Source organism: Priestia sp. YIM B13490 (assembly GCF_042787735.1).
GTDB lineage: Bacteria > Bacillota > Bacilli > Bacillales > Bacillaceae_H > Priestia > Priestia megaterium.
The window spans coordinates 1-17,412 of record NZ_JBHZOT010000020.1; the positions used below are offsets into that span (position 1 = coordinate 1).

The 17,412-nt window shown below is 38.6% G+C and carries 15 protein-coding genes; all 15 read right to left on the reverse strand.

All coding sequences use genetic code 11. From position 1 onward, the window contains the following. Positions 1–279: 279 nt before the first annotated feature. The 15 genes from lysS to spoIIE all read right to left on the reverse strand — a co-directional run bounded on the left by lysS (position 280) and on the right by spoIIE (position 17,212). Positions 280–1,764, reverse strand: coding sequence for a lysine--tRNA ligase (gene lysS / locus ACFX4R_RS27160; RefSeq protein ID WP_013054894.1), 1,485 nt, complete (start codon positions 1,762–1,764; stop codon positions 280–282). Between the two features lie 272 nt (positions 1,765–2,036). Continuing rightward, complete coding sequence (gene folK, locus ACFX4R_RS27165) at positions 2,037–2,582, reverse strand: 2-amino-4-hydroxy-6-hydroxymethyldihydropteridine diphosphokinase (RefSeq protein WP_028410339.1); 546 nt, start codon at positions 2,580–2,582, stop codon at positions 2,037–2,039. Further along, positions 2,583–2,942, reverse strand: a complete 360-nt coding sequence (gene folB / locus ACFX4R_RS27170) for a dihydroneopterin aldolase (RefSeq protein WP_013054892.1) — start codon at positions 2,940–2,942, stop codon at positions 2,583–2,585. Positions 2,943–2,963: 21 nt separating this feature from the next. Then, positions 2,964–3,827: an aminodeoxychorismate lyase gene (gene pabC, locus ACFX4R_RS27175; RefSeq protein WP_043979051.1), complete on the reverse strand. Its 864-nt coding sequence runs from the start codon at positions 3,825–3,827 to the stop codon at positions 2,964–2,966. Positions 3,828–3,831: 4 nt separating this feature from the next. After that, positions 3,832–4,413, reverse strand: a complete 582-nt coding sequence (pabA, locus tag ACFX4R_RS27180; protein WP_013054890.1) for an aminodeoxychorismate/anthranilate synthase component II — start codon at positions 4,411–4,413, stop codon at positions 3,832–3,834. Positions 4,414–4,415: 2 nt separating this feature from the next. Next, positions 4,416–5,831, reverse strand: coding sequence for an aminodeoxychorismate synthase component I (gene pabB / locus ACFX4R_RS27185; RefSeq protein WP_323619470.1), 1,416 nt, complete (start codon positions 5,829–5,831; stop codon positions 4,416–4,418). Positions 5,832–5,928: 97 nt separating this feature from the next. Beyond that, positions 5,929–6,867 (reverse strand): cysteine synthase A, encoded by a 939-nt coding sequence (gene cysK, locus ACFX4R_RS27190; protein WP_013054888.1) that lies wholly within the window; start codon positions 6,865–6,867, stop codon positions 5,929–5,931. Positions 6,868–7,068: 201 nt separating this feature from the next. Beyond that, positions 7,069–7,947: an Hsp33 family molecular chaperone HslO gene (gene hslO, locus ACFX4R_RS27195; protein ID WP_097825370.1), complete on the reverse strand. Its 879-nt coding sequence runs from the start codon at positions 7,945–7,947 to the stop codon at positions 7,069–7,071. Positions 7,948–7,959: 12 nt separating this feature from the next. Next, positions 7,960–8,727, reverse strand: a complete 768-nt coding sequence (locus ACFX4R_RS27200) for a type III pantothenate kinase (protein ID WP_013054886.1) — start codon at positions 8,725–8,727, stop codon at positions 7,960–7,962. Positions 8,728–8,944: 217 nt separating this feature from the next. Further along, entirely contained in the window at positions 8,945–10,855 is a 1,911-nt protein-coding gene (gene ftsH, locus ACFX4R_RS27205) for an ATP-dependent zinc metalloprotease FtsH (RefSeq protein ID WP_013054885.1), read from the reverse strand. 93 nt (positions 10,856–10,948) lie between these two features. Then, on the reverse strand, positions 10,949–11,488 hold the full coding sequence (hpt, locus tag ACFX4R_RS27210; RefSeq protein WP_013054884.1) for a hypoxanthine phosphoribosyltransferase: 540 nt from the start codon (positions 11,486–11,488) through the stop codon (positions 10,949–10,951). A gap of 27 nt (positions 11,489–11,515) precedes the next feature. After that, positions 11,516–12,892 carry a tRNA lysidine(34) synthetase TilS gene (gene tilS / locus ACFX4R_RS27215; protein ID WP_043979004.1) on the reverse strand — a complete coding sequence of 459 codons (1,377 nt, stop codon included), beginning with the start codon at positions 12,890–12,892 and terminating at the stop codon, positions 11,516–11,518. Between the two features lie 96 nt (positions 12,893–12,988). Beyond that, a complete protein-coding gene (locus ACFX4R_RS27220; protein ID WP_034654932.1) occupies positions 12,989–13,954 on the reverse strand; it encodes a protein kinase domain-containing protein in 966 nt (321 codons plus the stop codon). Further along, entirely contained in the window at positions 13,923–14,663 is a 741-nt protein-coding gene (locus tag ACFX4R_RS27225; RefSeq protein WP_013054881.1) for a VWA domain-containing protein, read from the reverse strand. Before ACFX4R_RS27225 ends, ACFX4R_RS27220 begins: the two co-directional genes overlap by 32 nt. A 71-nt stretch (positions 14,664–14,734) precedes the next feature. Continuing rightward, complete coding sequence (gene spoIIE / locus ACFX4R_RS27230) at positions 14,735–17,212, reverse strand: stage II sporulation protein E (protein WP_013054880.1); 2,478 nt, start codon at positions 17,210–17,212, stop codon at positions 14,735–14,737. Positions 17,213–17,412: the final 200 nt, after the last annotated feature.

Sequence of the window (17,412 nt, forward strand, 5' to 3'; positions counted from 1 at the left end):
GTTTGACTTGCTCAATTTAAAAATAAAATTTAACGTTGACGTTTGTCGCTTTGTTCAGTTTTCAAAGTTCAACCGTCACTCTTAAGCGACTTTACTATCTTATCAAGTTATCAACGTGATGTCAACAACTTTTTTATTTCTTTTTGTTGTTCTCGCTTGTCTGCGTTAGCAACAGATATAAATATACCAAATCAATTTCATAAAAACAAGAGGTAAATTAAAAGTTTAAATTTTCTAATATTATTAACTAAAAAAAGATGGCCGTAGCCATCTCTTTTTTTAGCGTTGACGCATATGTGGGAATAATAGTACATCACGGATTGACGGTGCATTTGTTAGTAACATAACAAGGCGGTCAATACCGATTCCTAGACCACCTGTAGGTGGCATACCATATTCTAATGCCTCAATGAAGTCATCATCCATCTCATGTGCTTCATCGTTTCCTTGTTCTTTCTCTTTCAACTGAGCTTCAAAGCGCTCACGTTGGTCAATTGGATCATTTAGCTCTGTAAATGCGTTCGCGTGTTCACGCGCAACGATAAACAGCTCAAAACGGTCAGTAAAACGCGGATCTTCCGCATTTTTCTTAGCCAATGGAGAGATTTCTACAGGATGTCCGTAAATGAACGTTGGTTGAATTAACTGCTCTTCTACTTTTTGTTCAAAGAATTCATTTACAATATGTCCATATTGCATATGTTCAGTGATTTCTACCCCGTGTTCTTTCGCTAAAGCACGAGCTTCTTCAACAGATGTTTCTCCCCAGAAGTCTACGCCCGTATATTGTTTAATAGCATCGACCATATGAAGTCTTGTCCACTCTGGAGTTAAATCTACCTCTTGATCGCCATACTGAATCTTTGTTGTGCCAAGTACTTCTTGCGCAATGTGTGCAATTAAGTTCTCTGTTAAAGCCATGATATCTTTGTAGTCCGCATACGCTTCGTACAATTCGATCATTGTAAATTCAGGATTGTGACGTGTAGATACACCTTCATTACGGAATACACGGCCAATTTCGTATACTTTTTCTAATCCACCTACGATTAAACGTTTTAAATGAAGTTCAATCGCAATACGCATATAAAGTTCCATATCAAGCGCATTGTGGTGTGTCACAAACGGACGAGCTGCTGCTCCACCTGCGATTGAATGCATCATCGGTGTTTCAACTTCTAAATATCCATGATTATCTAAGTAACGGCGCATCGATTGAATAATGCGGCTTCTTGAGATAAATGTTTGTTTACTTTCTGGGTTTGTAATTAAATCTAAGTAACGTTGACGGTAGCGCTGTTCAATATCTTTTAAACCATGATATTTATCTGGAAGTGGACGAAGCGCTTTTGTTAGTAACGTAAAATCTTTTACTTTAATAGAAAGTTCGCCAACTTTTGTTTTGAATAAAACACCTTCAACCCCTACCAAGTCACCGATATCTACGCTGCTGAAGATTTCGTACTGTTCTTCGCCAATTGCATCTTTACGTACATAAAGCTGAATTTGTCCTGTTAAATCTTGAACGTGAGCGAAACCTGCTTTTCCTTTTCCACGCTTTGTCATAATACGACCAGCTAGTGACACAGGCACTTCATTTTCTTCTAACTGTTCTTTTGTTAACTCGTCATACTCACTAATTAATTGCTGTGATGTATGTGTACGTTCAAAACGTTGACCAAACGGATCAATACCTTGATCTCGTAGGTTGCTCATTTTTTCGCGACGAACGAGAAATTGATCATTTAATTCTTCATGACTCATCGTTTACTCATCTCCATCGTATAATTAAGTTTTCCGAAACAGAAAAAAGGCCAGCATGTTTACTGGCAACTACTACGTTTCTTTAAAATTATTATAGGTTCAGTCGTTTCTCTATGTCAAATCGCTTTATTCTTGCTTCGCTTCTCTTTTTCTTCGATTTCTCTAACAAGCTACCGAATAAACCCAAAACCTGCGAACCCAAATCTCAAAGTTTTCACTATGAACTCTACTTTACGCCAATATAAAAATGAATCAACTAATAAGATTCATTTTCACTTATGTAAATCATTACGATTATTTTCGAACATATCTAGTATACCCGTTGTTTGCTCTCGAAATAATTTTACATCTTTTAAATCTGATAAACGTGTTGTGATGGTTTCAACTTTTTCTTCTGCTACAGGGAGAATAAGAGATGGAGCTAGTTCGTTTAGAGGAACCATCACAAACGCTCGTTCAAACATTCGGGGATGAGGGACGCTCAGTCTATCCGTGTGAATGATTTCATTACTATAAAGTAAGATATCTAAATCAAGGGTTCTAGGTCCCCATACAATCTCTCTTTTTCGGCCTGCCGTTTGTTCAATGGCTTGCAAACAATCTAAAAGGTGCTCTGACGAATACGTTGTTTGTATTTTTACTACCATGTTTAAAAAGCTTGCTTGATTCGTATACCCGACAGGGGCCGTTTCATAAACAGATGAAACAGCCACTACCTTAATCTCAGAGTGTTTCATCAAGCCAGTAACTCCTGACTTCAAATGTTCCATTCGATTTCCAATATTTGATCCTAATGCAATATATGCTTCTGTTGTCATTCAACGGCTCCTTTTAATTTCAATAGCTACCGATTGATAATAACCGGGAATTGGCGGATCGGGTTTATATACCTTTACTGTACAAGCCTGCACGAGTTCGTAATTAGCAAGCAATTCAGATGCAATCGTTTCAGCCACCGTTTCAACTAACTTGAACGTGCGCTTCTCTACAACTTCCTGGCATGTTTGGTATAAATCTGCATAGCTCACCGAGTATTCTAAATTGTCCGTAGTACCAGCTTGCTTTAAATCCAGTTCCACAGCTAAATCCACGTGAAAACGCTGCCCTAATTTATTTTCTTCTGGAAATACGCCATGATAGCCATAGAAACGCATATCATTTACATAAATTTTATCCATCTTTAGTCTCTCCTTTCGCTTTTATACATGTAGCTCGTGTCGACTCATTAGCGACATTGTGTAAGAGCGATACTCTTTTTGCAACTGAGCTGTCAGCGTATGGTCTCCTACTGAAAACTGCTTATCCTTTATACTTCGAAGAGGTACGATTTCTTGAATGGAATTTGTAACGAAAGCTTCATCACCCTCCAAGAGCTGTTCCACCGTAAATAAGCCTTCTACAACCTCTATGTTTTTCTTTTGTAAAAGCGTAAAGATAAACTGTCTCGTAATTCCATTTAAGATACCTGTTTCAAGAGACGGCGTATATACACAATCATCTTTTACAAAAAATAAATTGGACACAATACCTTCGGCTAAGAACCCTTCTTTTGTTAAAAAGATACCCTCTTTATTTAAGTCCGAACCAACTTCTCGCTTAGCTAGTACATTATTTAAATAATGATGAGATTTTAATCTCATGGTTCCTTCAGGCGTATTTCGTTTCGTCTCAAGAATAAGCCCCTCTTTTACAAGGGGGCTCGATGGATGAGGCATTGATTTCATATATACGATTGTAGATGGCTTGTCGTATTCTTCCACTTGCAAGCCAATTCCGCCATTTCCTGCTGAGACATTTAATCGAACATACGCATTTCTCTCATTGTTTTTCATTAACAAACTATTAATGATTTCCAACACGTCCTGTGTAGAGTAGTCCCATACAATATTTAATTCACGTAAGCTGCTATGCAGGCGATCCAGATGGTCTTCCACTAAAAATGGATGACCTTCATACACTCGTAACGTTTCAAACAGCCCTAGGCCATACATATATCCGTGATCAAACGGAGAAATAGTGGCTTCAGACGCAGACTTTACTTCGCCATTTACGTATATATACATATCATTACACTCGCTTTTTTTCGTAAGTTTCAATAAAATTCTTCAGCATTTCTTTACCGTAAGAAGTCATGATAGATTCAGGATGGAACTGTACTCCTTCAATAGGTAATGATTTATGGCGAATCGCCATAATTTCATCTTCTGCTGTCCACGCTGAAATCTCAAAGCAATCCGGCAGTGAACTTTTTTCTACAATCAAAGAATGATACCGCGTTGCCGTGAACGGATTATCAAGACCTTTAAAGATAGTACGGCCATCATGATGCATTTCAGATGTTTTCCCGTGCATTAATTTATCCGCACGAATCACATTCCCTCCAAAAGCTTGCCCAATCGACTGATGCCCTAAGCATACGCCGAATATTGGAATCTTACCTGCAAAATACTCGATGGCTTCTAGACTGATTCCCGCTTCGTTAGGACTGCATGGTCCCGGGGAGATCATCAAGAAATCTGGATTTAGCACTTCAATTTCAGAAAGTGTAATTTCATCATTTCTTTTTACAAGAAGCTCATGCCCTAGCTCACCTAAATACTGTACTAAATTAAACGTAAAAGAATCATAATTATCAATCATTAATATCATCTTTACTCACCCTCACTCAGCTCATTTTCGCTCTGCTCTTTTGCTTTCCATAGTGCAATTGCTTTTTTCAGTGATTCTTTGTATTCGTGTTTCGGATTTGAATCAATCACAACACCCGCACCAGCCTGCACATAAGCTTGGCCGTCTTGAATAATCATAGTGCGAATCGCAATATTTAATTCCATATCTCCATTAAACCCAATCCAACCAATCGATCCTGTATAAATTCCTCTTCGAACTGGTTCAAGTTCTTCAATGATTTCCATTGTACGAACTTTAGGTGCTCCAGTAATCGTTCCTCCAGGAAAAACCGCATCTACGATATCTACAAAATCTTTGTTGCGCGCGAGCTTGCCTTTTACATTAGACACAATATGCATGACATGTGAATATTTTTCAATAACCATAAACTCGTCAACATGCACAGTACCATATTCGCTTACTCTACCAAGATCATTACGCTCTAAGTCAACAAGCATCACATGCTCTGCACGCTCTTTTTCGTTATGAATAAGCTCATCTGCTAACTGTTGATCTTCTTGATCATCCTTACCGCGGGAGCGTGTTCCCGCAATCGGTCTCGTACTGATTTCATCACCGGCTTTTTTCACTAATAATTCTGGTGAACAGCTCACAATGTGAAATTCTTCTGTCTGCATATAAGACATGTAAGGAGACGGGTTGATTTTTCGTACCTGTTCGTAGATATGCATAGGATGAGTTTGAAGCTGTTGAGACTGTCGAACAGATAAGTTCACTTGAAACACATCGCCTTGCCCGATGTACTCATGTACGCGTGTTGTAGCATCTGAAAAAGCAGCTTCAGACATCGAAACCTCACTCTTTTCGGCAACACGATGAATCTGCTCATATGAGAGTCCTTCATCACTTGCCCCCATCCAGTCCTTTTTGTATTGATCAATACGCTTATGTGCCTGCTCTTTACAATCTGCTTCGTCATTAACGATAATCCAGAGCTTTTCCTTTTCTTGATCGTATACAAATACGTCATCGAAAATAAGGAAATAAACGTCCGGCGTTTTCAATGAATCTTCAGCAAGGTCAGGTATGGTTTCTACATAGCGGATATAATCATAGCTAATAAAGCCAATTGCTCCACCTTGAAAAGGAGGAAGATCTGGATTCACCTCTGCTTCAAACTTCTTCATCCAGTCTCGCATAAGATGAAGCGGATTACCTTTTTGAACAGTAGTTTGGTCATCCGTTTTGATATGAAGCTCGTTTTGTTCGCCTCGCAAAATGGCTACAGGTTTTAATCCCATCATTTGAAACTTTCCGCCTCGACCGCTTTCAAGCAGGATATGATTCGGTTCCTCTTTTGACAACTCTTGATATTTTTTGAACCATTGGCTTTTAGAGATAGAAATAGATTCGCCCCAAGTCATTCTTTGCTGCATTTGTTCACTCTCCTAAAAATAAATCACCTGCTTTCATTTTACATGATTCTTAGATGAAAAAAAACAGCTTCATATAGAAGCTGTTTTTTTATCGTTTTTATGCTTGTGTTTGTTCCTCGAATTGGAACAATGGAGTACTTAGGTAACGCTCACCGTTACTTGGAATAATCGCTAACACTTTTTTACCTTTTCCAAGCTGTTTTGCAGCTTTTAACGCAGCATAAATCGCAGCCCCAGAAGAGATACCTACTAGTACACCTTCTGTTTTTGCTACTTTACGGGCATATTCAAAAGCTTGATCGTTTTGAACAGCGACAACTTCGTCATATACTTCCGTGTTAAGCGTATCCGGAACAAAGTTTGCACCAATTCCTTGAATTTTATGAGGTCCTGGTTGACCACCGCTTAAAATCGGAGAATCAGCTGGCTCTACCGCATAAATTTTGATATTTGGGTACTTTTCTTTTAACACTTCACCAGCACCTGTAATAGTACCGCCAGTACCGATACCTGCCACAAATCCATCTAGCTGATCGCCGAACTGCTCGATGATTTCTTTAGCCGTTGTTTGACGGTGCACTTCTGGGTTCGCCTCGTTTTGGAACTGCTGAGGAATAAAGTAGCCGTGCTCTTTTGCAAGCTCAGTTGCTTTATTAACCGCCCCTTTCATTCCTTCTGGACCTGGTGTTAATACTAACTCTGCACCGTATGCACGAAGCAGATTACGACGCTCAATACTCATCGTTTCAGGCATTGTTAAAATAGCACGGTATCCTTTTGCTGCAGCTACCATTGCTAAGCCAATTCCTGTGTTACCACTTGTTGGTTCAATGATTGTGTCGCCAGGTTTTAACACACCTTTTGCTTCCGCATCTTCAATCATCGCTAATGCGATACGATCTTTTACGCTGCTTCCCGGGTTCATAAATTCTAATTTTAAATATACATCCGCCATATCTTCTTCAACTAGACGGTTTAGTTTTACGATTGGTGTTTGACCAATTAACTCTGTAATTGAATTTGCAATACGTGCCATATGACCACTCCTAATACCAACTAATTTTATTGATTTTGTATACAATTTATCAGATGTTTTCTAAATTGTCAATCATTTTGTCTTTCCATTTACCTAATTTTGTTATATTTTTAGATCAATATATACAGAAATAGAACTTAATATCTATAAAAAAAGGCGCTCATTTATAAAATGACGCCTTTTAAGAATCTTTTATTTCATTTAAATTGCTTGTTTTTTCATTTCTTCAAGCTGCTTTTTATCAAAACGATAGGTCTCATTACAGAAATGACACTGGGCTTCAGCTTGGCCGTCTTCCTCAATCATCGATTGAATCTCTTCTTGTCCTAAGCTGATAATAGCATTGGCAATTCTTTCTTCTGAGCACTGACATTTGAACTCTACAGGCATTGTCTCCAGAAACTTCACATTTTCTTTTCCAAGAACTTCTTCTAAGATTTCCTCAGGAGAAAGACCTTTTTGAATCAGTTTTGAAATTGGTTCAATCGTCTGTAATCGTTGTTCAATAGCTGTAATCGTTTTATCATCTGTTCCCGGCAGAAGCTGAATGATAAATCCGCCCGCAGCTAAGATCGTGTTATCAGGGTTAACAAGTACACCTACACCTACTGAAGATGGGACTTGTTCAGATGTCACAAAATAATACGTGAAATCCTCTCCTAATTCTCCCGATACAATAGGTACTTGTCCGTTAAATTGATCACGCATTCCGATATCTTTTACGACACTTAGCGTGCCCTCTGTACCTACAGCACGTGCTACATCTAATTTCCCATGCTGATTTAAATCGAAGTGCGTTTGTGGATTCGTTACATATCCACGCACTTCCCCTTTAGCATTGCTGTCTACTAAAATAACGCCAATTGGGCCGCGGCCTTCAATTTTAATTGTTAGCTTTTGCTCACCCTTTAGCATAGCCCCCATCATGACTCCCGCAGTCATTGAACGTCCCAATGCTGCAGAGGCTGTAGGCCATGTATAGTGACGGCGCTGCGCTTCTCCAACTGTATCCGTTGTTTTTACTGCATAAGCGCGAACTTGACTATTGTAAGCTAATGCTTTTACTAAATAGTCACCCATAATATACACCTCTTACTCCATATTTTTTGTATAAATTATTTGCAATCCTTTTAAAGTCAAAAATGGATCCACAATATCAATAATATCCGACTCTTTAGCAATCAATGTTGCGAGTCCTCCAGTAGCAATAACTTTAGGATTTACTGTTGCTTGCTCTTTCATTCTTGCTACAATTCCTTCTACTTGTCCAACGTATCCATATAAAATACCTGCTTGCATCGCAGATACTGTATTTTTTCCCACAATGCTATTTGGTCGCGCAATTTCAATTCGCGGAAGCTTAGATGCTCGTGAATAAAGAGCTTCTGTCGAAATATTAATACCAGGGGCAATCGCACCACCCATATATTGCTTATTTTCATCAATATAGCAATATGTGGTTGCGGTACCAAAATCAACGATAATTAAAGGGCTTCCGTATAGCTGAATTCCAGCAACAGCATTTACAATACGGTCTGCTCCCACTTCACGCGGATTTTCATATTTAATATTTAAACCCGTCTTAATTCCAGGACCAACAACAAGCGGCTTTAAATGAAAATACTTTTGACACATTCTCTCCAATGCAAACATAATAGGAGGAACAACAGAGGAAATAATAATACCATGAATATCTTTAAAAGATAAACTAACGTGCTCAAGCAAGGCTTTGATTGTCATGCCATACTCGTCTTCTGTTTTATTACGGCTTGTTTCTACACGCCAGTGATACTTCAATTCATCTCCATCGTATACACCTAATACCGTATTCGTATTTCCAACATCTAATACAAAAATCATTTCAATCACCACTTTATATAAATTCAGTATTCACACTGAAACCATCATACCATAACTGGTAAATAGACGTGTATATTCTAGATAAAATAGGAATATAATGACACGATTCTCTAGTGGATATCCTACTTATCCACCATATATACGAAAATCTTTTACCAAACCTAACTTTTGCCCATTAAAAAATCAGTGGAGAATATCTCCACTGATCTTTATTGTCTTATGCTTTTGGCTCTTCATCGTCTGTCTTTGTTTGGATGTTTACTTTAACATCTTCATCTGTTACGTGACTAGAACGGTCTGGAAGAGTTCCATGATCTACTAAGTGGTTGATTTGCTCAGCGTCTAACGTTTCTACTTCTAACAATGTTTGAGCTACAAGCTCTAACTTGTCACGATTTTCCGTTAAGATCTGCTTCGCACGCTCATAGCTTTCTTTAATGAAACGTTGGATTTCATTATCAATTTCATGAGCAATCGCATCACTGTAGTTTTGTTCACTGTGTAAATCACGACCTAAGAATACTTGGCCTTGTTGTGATTGACCGAACTGCATTGGTCCTAACTTTTCACTCATACCGTATTCTGTTACCATTTTACGAGCGATGCTTGTTGCACGCTGGAAGTCATTGTGAGCACCTGTACTCACTTCGCCGAAAATAATTTCCTCAGCTACGCGACCACCAAGCAATCCAACAATTTTATCCAGCAGCTCTGGCTTCGTCATAAAGTAGCGATCTTCTTTTGGTAACATAACAGCATATCCACCAGCTTGCCCACGTGGAACAATGGTTACTTTATGTACCATATCAGCTTCGTCTAATACGACACCGATAATTGTATGTCCTGCTTCATGATAAGCAACAATATTGCGTTCTTTTTTAGAAATAACTCGACTTTTCTTAGCTGGACCTGCAATTACGCGGTCTGTTGCTTCGTCAATGTCAACCATTTCAATTTTCTTTTTGTCCTGTCTAGCAGCTACTAAGGCAGCTTCGTTTAACAAGTTTTCGAGATCTGCACCTGAGAAACCTGGCGTACGCATAGCAATTGCTTTTAAGTTTACTGATTCATCTAAAGGCTTATTGCGAGCATGTACTTTAAGCACTGCTTCACGGCCATTTACATCTGGACGATCTACCGTAATTTGACGGTCGAAACGGCCTGGACGTAATAACGCTGGATCTAAGATATCCGGGCGGTTTGTTGCTGCAATGATAATGATACCTTCGTTAGCACCAAAACCATCCATCTCAACAAGCAACTGGTTCAATGTTTGTTCACGCTCATCGTGTCCGCCACCAAGACCTGCGCCACGTTGACGACCTACAGCATCGATTTCATCAATAAAGATAATACATGGAGCATTCTTCTTCGCATTTTCGAATAAATCACGAACACGAGAAGCACCGACCCCAACAAACATTTCAACAAAGTCTGAACCACTGATAGAGAAGAAAGGAACGCCTGCTTCGCCAGCAACGGCTCTTGCTAATAATGTTTTACCAGTACCAGGAGGTCCCACAAGTAAGACACCCTTCGGAATTCTTGCACCTAGCTCTGCGAACTTACGAGGATCTTTTAAGAACTCAACAACTTCCACAAGTTCTTGCTTTTCTTCGTCTGCACCAGCTACGTCTTTAAATTTAACCTTTTTCTTTTCTTCACTGTAAAGCTTAGCCTTACTTTTACCGAAGTTCATAACGCGGCTTCCGCCACCTTGAGCTTGGTTCAGTAAGAAGAAGAATAGGATGAAAATAATAACAAACGGAATGATTGACGTAAAGAACGTTACCCAGCCGCTTGTTTCATCAGCAGGTTTAAAATCAACTTCTACTTGATTATTTTCGGAAGCAGCGTCAATACGATCAAGTGCTTTGTCACCATCTACGATGTAAGTTTGGAACGTTTGATCCTTTTTATAAGAATCTAACTTCCCTTGCACAACATACACGCCTCTTTCAGGCTTCATAGAGAGTGATTTCACATCACCTTTGTCTAAGTGTTGAACAAATGTATCGTATCTCATTGGTTCTGCTTTTTGATTAGAGCCACTAAAGAAGCTTACCACGCCAATAATGACTAAAAATATAAGTAAATAAAAGATGGTATTACGGAAGATCCGATTCATTTCTTACCTCCTCCCACGATAAACAAATACTGTATTCAATACTAACATAGAACATTTATCCTATCCAATAAATTGCACTTGGATATGTGCTTATTAATTGCTGTATACTTGCGGTTTAAGAACCCCAATATACGGCAGGTTACGATATTTCTCTTGATAATCTAATCCATACCCTACTACGAATGCATCAGGTACTTCAAATCCAACGTAATCTGCTTTAATAGATGCTTTACGACCTGTTGGTTTGTCTAAGAGTGTGACAATCTTAATTGACTTAGCTTTACGGTACTTGAATAACTCTACAAGGTAGCTAAGCGTTAAGCCGCTGTCGATAATATCCTCTAAGATAAGAATGTCTCGACCTTCAACTGATGTATCTAAATCTTTTAGGATTTTTACTTCACCAGAAGAAACCATCGCATTGCCATAACTTGATACATCCATAAAATCCATTTCTAAATATGTATCAACACGCTTAATTAGATCAGACATAAAAGGCATAGCGCCTTTTAATACACCGATTACCAAAGGAAAACGGTCAGCGTATTCCTCAGATAATAGCTTACCCAATTCTTTTACTTTCTGTTGTATTTCTTCTTCTGAAATCAAAATTTCTTGAATATCCTGCTTCATTCCTTACTTGCCTCCTAGAAGTTTTCGCTACTTATAGTATAAAATAACATATCTGGACTTATGTGTATGCAGTTCATAAGCAGATTTTTTCAAACCAGGTAGCCACAAAATAGTTCCTTGGCTATCTTCCACTACCGGCCAATGATCTCTGAAGTGTAAAGGGATTTTTTCATCGATAAAAATATCCTTTACTTTTTTATGTCCCTTCATGCCCTTTACTCGCATTTTATCGCCATTTTTTCGTGTCCTTACCTTTAATGATTGTAAATCGTGAGCTTCATCTAAAAGAAAAACATCGTTTCCTTTTATATCTTCGACTTTATTATGTATTTCACAAATAAGCTGGTGACCATTTGGAAGCTCGACGACCCCTGGAATCGGAACAATAAATTCATATGGCTCGATGTTCCCCTCATTAAAGGTGAAAAGACAGTCGTTGTAAGATCGGATAATACGTAAACCATTTGGAAAGTCAAGCGTCCCAGACGGTTTTTCACTTTCGCAAAATCCTACTAACATGTCAACATGCGCTGAGGAAAGGGTTGGAGGAATTTCTTTATAGAGATAGTTTAATATTAGTTGAATACCACGCCTTTGTAAAGGCTTGCGTATCCTTAGAAAACAATCTCTATCGATGAGAATTTCATTTTGCAATTTCTTTCTCATTACTTTATTCATCACATCGGTCGTTAATTCCTCTAAGTATGCTTGATCTTCATGCAAGTTCTCGCTAAATTGTTGAAATTTTTCATGTACAGCTGCGTTTTCTTGCTTTAAAAATGGCAAAACGTAATGACGAAATCGATTTCTCGTGTACGAGTCTTTCTCATTACTCGGATCAATCCGAGGGGTAAGCCCATGTAGCTTACAGTAGCGATTGATTTCTTCTTTCGTTACGGCTAGGAACGGCCTAATAATAAATCCATCCGCATATGGCCGCTTGGGCTGCATCCCTGCGTATCCATTCATCGTACTGCCTCGGACCATTCGCATTAACATCGTTTCAATCTGATCATCTCCGTGATGTCCTAATGCAAGAAAATTTGCTTTGTGCTTCTTCATAACATGAGTAAAAAATGTATAGCGGCATTCTCTGGCTGCTACTTGAGAAGATAACTTTCTTTCCTTCTGATAGGCAGTAACATCAATTTGCTTCGCCTCACATTTAATATTCAATTGTTTGCAGTAGTTCTGCACATATTCCATATCTTGCTGTGACTCTTCTCCCCGGAACATATGATCAACATGAGCAGCAATAATAGTAAGAGATTTTTGCTCTTTCAGACTCCATAAGAAATGCACCAGTGCTAAAGAATCAGGACCACCAGAAATACCTACAACCACTGTAGAGCCTGCGGATAATAACTGATGTTTTGTCATAAAATTGTTCACTTGCTTTTCCATAGGAATGACTCATCCTTATAATGTACACGCAATAATGTATCATTAATTTACTTTATACGAATGACTATAAGGAAAGTTTCACAATTTCTCCAAACTTTATAGCACTTGAATAAATAGATACAAAATATAAATCAACATTACAGATGTACAAAGTAGTAGCGTCTCTAACACGTGAGAACGCTTCTTCTTTACTTTAACACGAGGGGCAGACGGTTGACGAACGTTTTGAGGCTTTGTTCCTTTACTTTTTGCCCCTCTTCTTTTTTCGACCGATAACACCTCTGTTTTCATTTCTTTAGCTGACTTATACTTTCCCGTAACCGCTTGATACAAAACGTCCCCGAAAGGTTCCAACTGCTTTGTTGTTAATATAAATTGTTTTAATTGTTCAGCCGGTTTGTCCGTTTTATTAATTCGCTTGCCATAAGCTGCGTGAATCAAAACCATAGATACAGCAAACAAATCATAGGTCGGTTCTGCTTTTCGGGAGCCAAGCCCCCAGTGCGCCCGATCATAAAAGTCGGTAAATTCTTTTATTGACCGCCCTTGCAGAGTTGTTCCTCCGACGTCAATCCATCGAACTTTTACGGGGTTAGATGTTACGACCAGGTTTTCTGGTTTTAAATCGCCAAATACCCACCCTTCTTCATGAAGGTTTTCCAAGTCTGTTAAGAGCTGACTTGCAAATACTTGCAGCCATTCTGTCCCTCTTGTTGAGATAAAGGAAAGGAGAGGCTGCCCTTTCACATACTCCATTACATAGAAAGAAAGAGCATGAGAACCATAGCTCCAATCATCTACATCAAGTAAGCGCGGTCCTAGCACTTTGTCTTTGACTTGAGAGAGCTTTTTTAATACATTCACTTCTGCTGTAACAGACATGTTGGAAAAGCTTATTTTTAACGCTGCTAGCGTTCCGTTTACTAATTGAACTAAATAGACAACTCCAGTTGCCCCCACGCCTAATTTCTCAAGAATTTTATAATGGACGTGATGCCATTTCCCTTGAATTTCTGTTCCCGGAGATAGGTTACATACCTGATTCTTCAATGTATTGTTCATTATTTTTTAACAACCCTCTCAATGAGCGCTTTTTGGTGAAATAATGAGTAGCCTCTTTGATAGCCGGTCCAGTAGGCGTAATACCTCCTGCTGTTAGTTTTGGAAAAATCGTTGAAAGCGACTCTAATCTTGGATTCCAGTCCATTAGCTTCTCTACATCTTTCTTTTTCCCAGGAAATAAAAAGATTGAAAATTGATTATGCCCCATGCGAGCATTCAAGCTTAACGATAAATCTAACAGTGACTCCTTTACAGTAGGAAGCTTATTTTTCATACTTCCGCTCATGTCAACTAAAATAAGAATCTCTAAGTCAACCGTTTCCCCAAGTTCATCAACAACTTCCATGATTTCTCCTCGCTTCTCAGGAGATAACTCTTCTAATCTTGAATTAGAGGAACCTAGAATTTGCTGAAGCTCTTTATTTACAACGCCTTGAAGTGTTTGCGTCATTGCTTGCCTTGTAACCATTTGAACAGTTTGAGAAAGCTGTTTTACGTAAACAATTTGACTCACGCCACCGCCTGACATGGCAATGCCTTCTATTTCATTCGTGCTTTGCTCATCAATTGTGTCCTCTTCCATCACACCAATAACGTTTACACTAATCCCTTGTTCTTTAGCTAGTGCTGCCATTGCTACCGGATCTTCACCTGTATTCGAACCACCGTCCGTAATGACCAACATCTGTTTCAATGTACCTTTTTTCATAAAAAAATCCCCTCCTCATTATCAGTATTAACATGATAGACGAGGAGGAGATAAAATATACTTCTATCTAACTATTGTGCTTTTTTACGATAAGCGTAAGAAGGAATCGATGACCATTTCGGGGTATTGTGCTGAAGTTTTGCCACAACTACCGTCATATCATCTTCAATCAAGCCTGATTTTGTTCGAATAACTTCTTCCATAATTAAGTCTGCAATTTCTTGTGGATCGTTTGTTTGAAGCTCGCCAATTTTTCGCTTCATCCACATTTCGTAGTTCTCAACGTGTTTTGGTCCTTCAAATACGCCATCACTCATCATAATTAATAAGTCTTCGGCCTTCATTTGTTCATTCACAACATCCACTTCAAATTCTTCAATAATGCCCATTGGCAAATTGCTTGCCTGTATTTTAATCACCTTGTCTCCACGTTTGATGAAGCTTGGCGTAGAACCGATTTTCAAGAAGTTTACATTGGCATCTTGTAAGTCGATCATCGCTAAATCTAACGTAGAAAAGATCTCATCGTTTGTACGCAGCGATAAAATAGAGTTAATCGATTTAATTGCAATTGTCTCTTCTATTCCTGTTTGTAAAATTTGTTTTAACAGCTGAAGCGTTTCGCTGCTTTCATAGTGGGCACGCTCTCCATTCCCCATACCATCGCTAATAGCTAGTGCATACTTACCAGCGTTTAGCTCAATCATGGAGTAGCTGTCACCGGATACAAACCCTCCGCCTTTAGCAGCATGTGCTACGCCTGTATCAACAACGTACGCTTTTGTACAGCCAAACGAAACGTGGCAATAGCCTTGAGGATATTTAGCACATTCTTCGTTCTTTACTACAATACTTTCACCTAAGATATCTGTAAGCATTGGCGCAATAATCTTCTCGCATTCTCCTCTTCCGTGACAATATGGCACCCACATTTCAATATCTACATTTCCAGGTTCTAAGCTATAAATTTCAATTTGATTGATTTCCATCCCAAAGTTGCGAAGAGCTTCTAAAATCTGTTCTTCTTGTACATTTAAATTTTCGCGCTCTCGCTTAATTTCTTTTGCAAAATTTCCCATAACTTCAGAAACACCGTGAAGCTGTTCTGCTACAATCCTTCTACTTTCTTGAATTTGGGCTTTTAAGTGCTGATTGGCTTTAAAATACGTAAGTTCATGCTCAATCACATCGATGACTTTTTTCGATTTCACACAATGTTTGTCCATTTCTCGAATTAGTCTTGGATTTTGTTCAAGAGTGCCATTATCAACTTCAAGCATAATTTCCTTCATATATTCATAGGTTGTATCAAACTGCTGTGCCCAACATTGTTCTTTTTTAAAACAAAATTGGCACGTCCTTTCGGTAACGCTGCTTAAGAAATAATCGACTTCTTTATCGGCGCTTGGCTTTTCATCATAAAATCCATTTTGCGTAAAACTTTTGGAAAGTGCTTGAAAAACATTTGAGAACTGTTCTACGCGATTCGCTGTTACATCTCGGATCTTGCGCACGTACTGCTGTTGTTCAAGCATGTTTTCAGATGTCCCTGGTACTAATTTACTCAAGTTTTTCAAAACAAAAGATGGGGTTAATAAAAATAGGACAACAGCCGTCAGTGATTCATACAAATTAGTCGTCAACCCTTGATCTGCCTGAGCATATAGGCCAATTAGCAATGAACCAACAACCAGCCCAAGAGCTGCTCCTAGCTTTTTACCATCTTTTAAAAGTCCTCCAAGCAAGCCGGAAAAAGCGAGTAAACTCATTTCATACAAACTAGAAACATTCGCGAAGCTTAAAATTAAACCGGTTACGACCCCTACCGTAGCTCCTATCGTAGGGCCGGATACAAATGCAAAAACTAATACTAAGTAACGAGATAATATATGTTCAGCCGAAAGCCCGTAAATCATCCACCCTATTGTCCCCGTCATAACAGATGCCAACAAAATGATTAGAGAAATCACTTCTTCTGTTTTTAATGATTGTTTTCGCTTTCGGTATGAAATTAAAGGCACGCTTTGTAAGAAAATCATGGTTAAGATAAAGCTCAACCCTGCTTCTACTGCCACAAATGTAAAATCATACATGGTGAATTCCTTGGTAAACACATAAAAAATAGTTAGTTTTGTAAGTAACATCGCGCTAAATACAGTGAACGGCAGCTTCTTTAACGGATCCATTGTCAGTATGCCGCTAAATCGATGAATTAGTAAGAAAACAAATAGTGTAGCAAATACGGTACCTCCATTTTGAATGGAAACACTAAATGCCCCTGCCAATACGGCTAAACTTGCTAACGGTGCTTTTTCTTTCTTTATAGCCATTACAGCTGCAAAGAATGGCAAAGCAAATGGCATGATTTTCATTAAAATTAACGCTCGTCCTAATAAAAAACCTACGACTAGCAGCAACAATCCCCATTGAAATAACACCTTTTCCGTTTTCATACCCGCCTTTGTAAACACACGGGACATTTCTAATCTAGTTCGGTTAAATACCGCCTCTGTTGTTGGACTTGCAAAATCTCTTTCCGTCTTTTGCATTCTCCCACCACCCGCTAATTATACTTATTCATTATTATATCGCGGCGAAAGGTGAAATTTTGTCAAACGGACTAGTCAAATACCTATAATCGTTCGACTATTTTCTAGTATTATATTGAAAACTATACAAAAAGATGTACAATCTTACATGGCAATTTAAAAAATATCAGAGATACTGTTTGCCTCAGAGAAAGCCTATG

Bases quoted from the DNA above. Each gene is read 5' to 3' on its own strand.
- lysS (WP_013054894.1), bottom strand. From the start codon at position 1,764: ATGAGTCATGAAGAATTAAATGATCAATTTCTCGTTCGTCGCGAAAAA.
- folK (WP_028410339.1), bottom strand. From the start codon at position 2,582: ATGACAACAGAAGCATATATTGCATTAGGATCAAATATTGGAAATCGA.
- folB (WP_013054892.1), bottom strand. From the start codon at position 2,942: ATGGATAAAATTTATGTAAATGATATGCGTTTCTATGGCTATCATGGC.
- pabC (WP_043979051.1), bottom strand. From the start codon at position 3,827: ATGTATATATACGTAAATGGCGAAGTAAAGTCTGCGTCTGAAGCCACT.
- pabA (WP_013054890.1), bottom strand. From the start codon at position 4,413: ATGATATTAATGATTGATAATTATGATTCTTTTACGTTTAATTTAGTA.
- pabB (WP_323619470.1), bottom strand. From the start codon at position 5,831: ATGCAGCAAAGAATGACTTGGGGCGAATCTATTTCTATCTCTAAAAGC.
- cysK (WP_013054888.1), bottom strand. From the start codon at position 6,867: ATGGCACGTATTGCAAATTCAATTACAGAGTTAATTGGTCAAACACCA.
- hslO (WP_097825370.1), bottom strand. From the start codon at position 7,947: ATGGGTGACTATTTAGTAAAAGCATTAGCTTACAATAGTCAAGTTCGC.
- ACFX4R_RS27200 (WP_013054886.1), bottom strand. From the start codon at position 8,727: ATGATTTTTGTATTAGATGTTGGAAATACGAATACGGTATTAGGTGTA.
- ftsH (WP_013054885.1), bottom strand. From the start codon at position 10,855: ATGAATCGGATCTTCCGTAATACCATCTTTTATTTACTTATATTTTTA.
- hpt (WP_013054884.1), bottom strand. From the start codon at position 11,488: ATGAAGCAGGATATTCAAGAAATTTTGATTTCAGAAGAAGAAATACAA.
- tilS (WP_043979004.1), bottom strand. From the start codon at position 12,892: ATGGAAAAGCAAGTGAACAATTTTATGACAAAACATCAGTTATTATCC.
- ACFX4R_RS27220 (WP_034654932.1), bottom strand. From the start codon at position 13,954: ATGAACAATACATTGAAGAATCAGGTATGTAACCTATCTCCGGGAACA.
- ACFX4R_RS27225 (WP_013054881.1), bottom strand. From the start codon at position 14,663: ATGAAAAAAGGTACATTGAAACAGATGTTGGTCATTACGGACGGTGGT.
- spoIIE (WP_013054880.1), bottom strand. From the start codon at position 17,212: ATGCAAAAGACGGAAAGAGATTTTGCAAGTCCAACAACAGAGGCGGTA.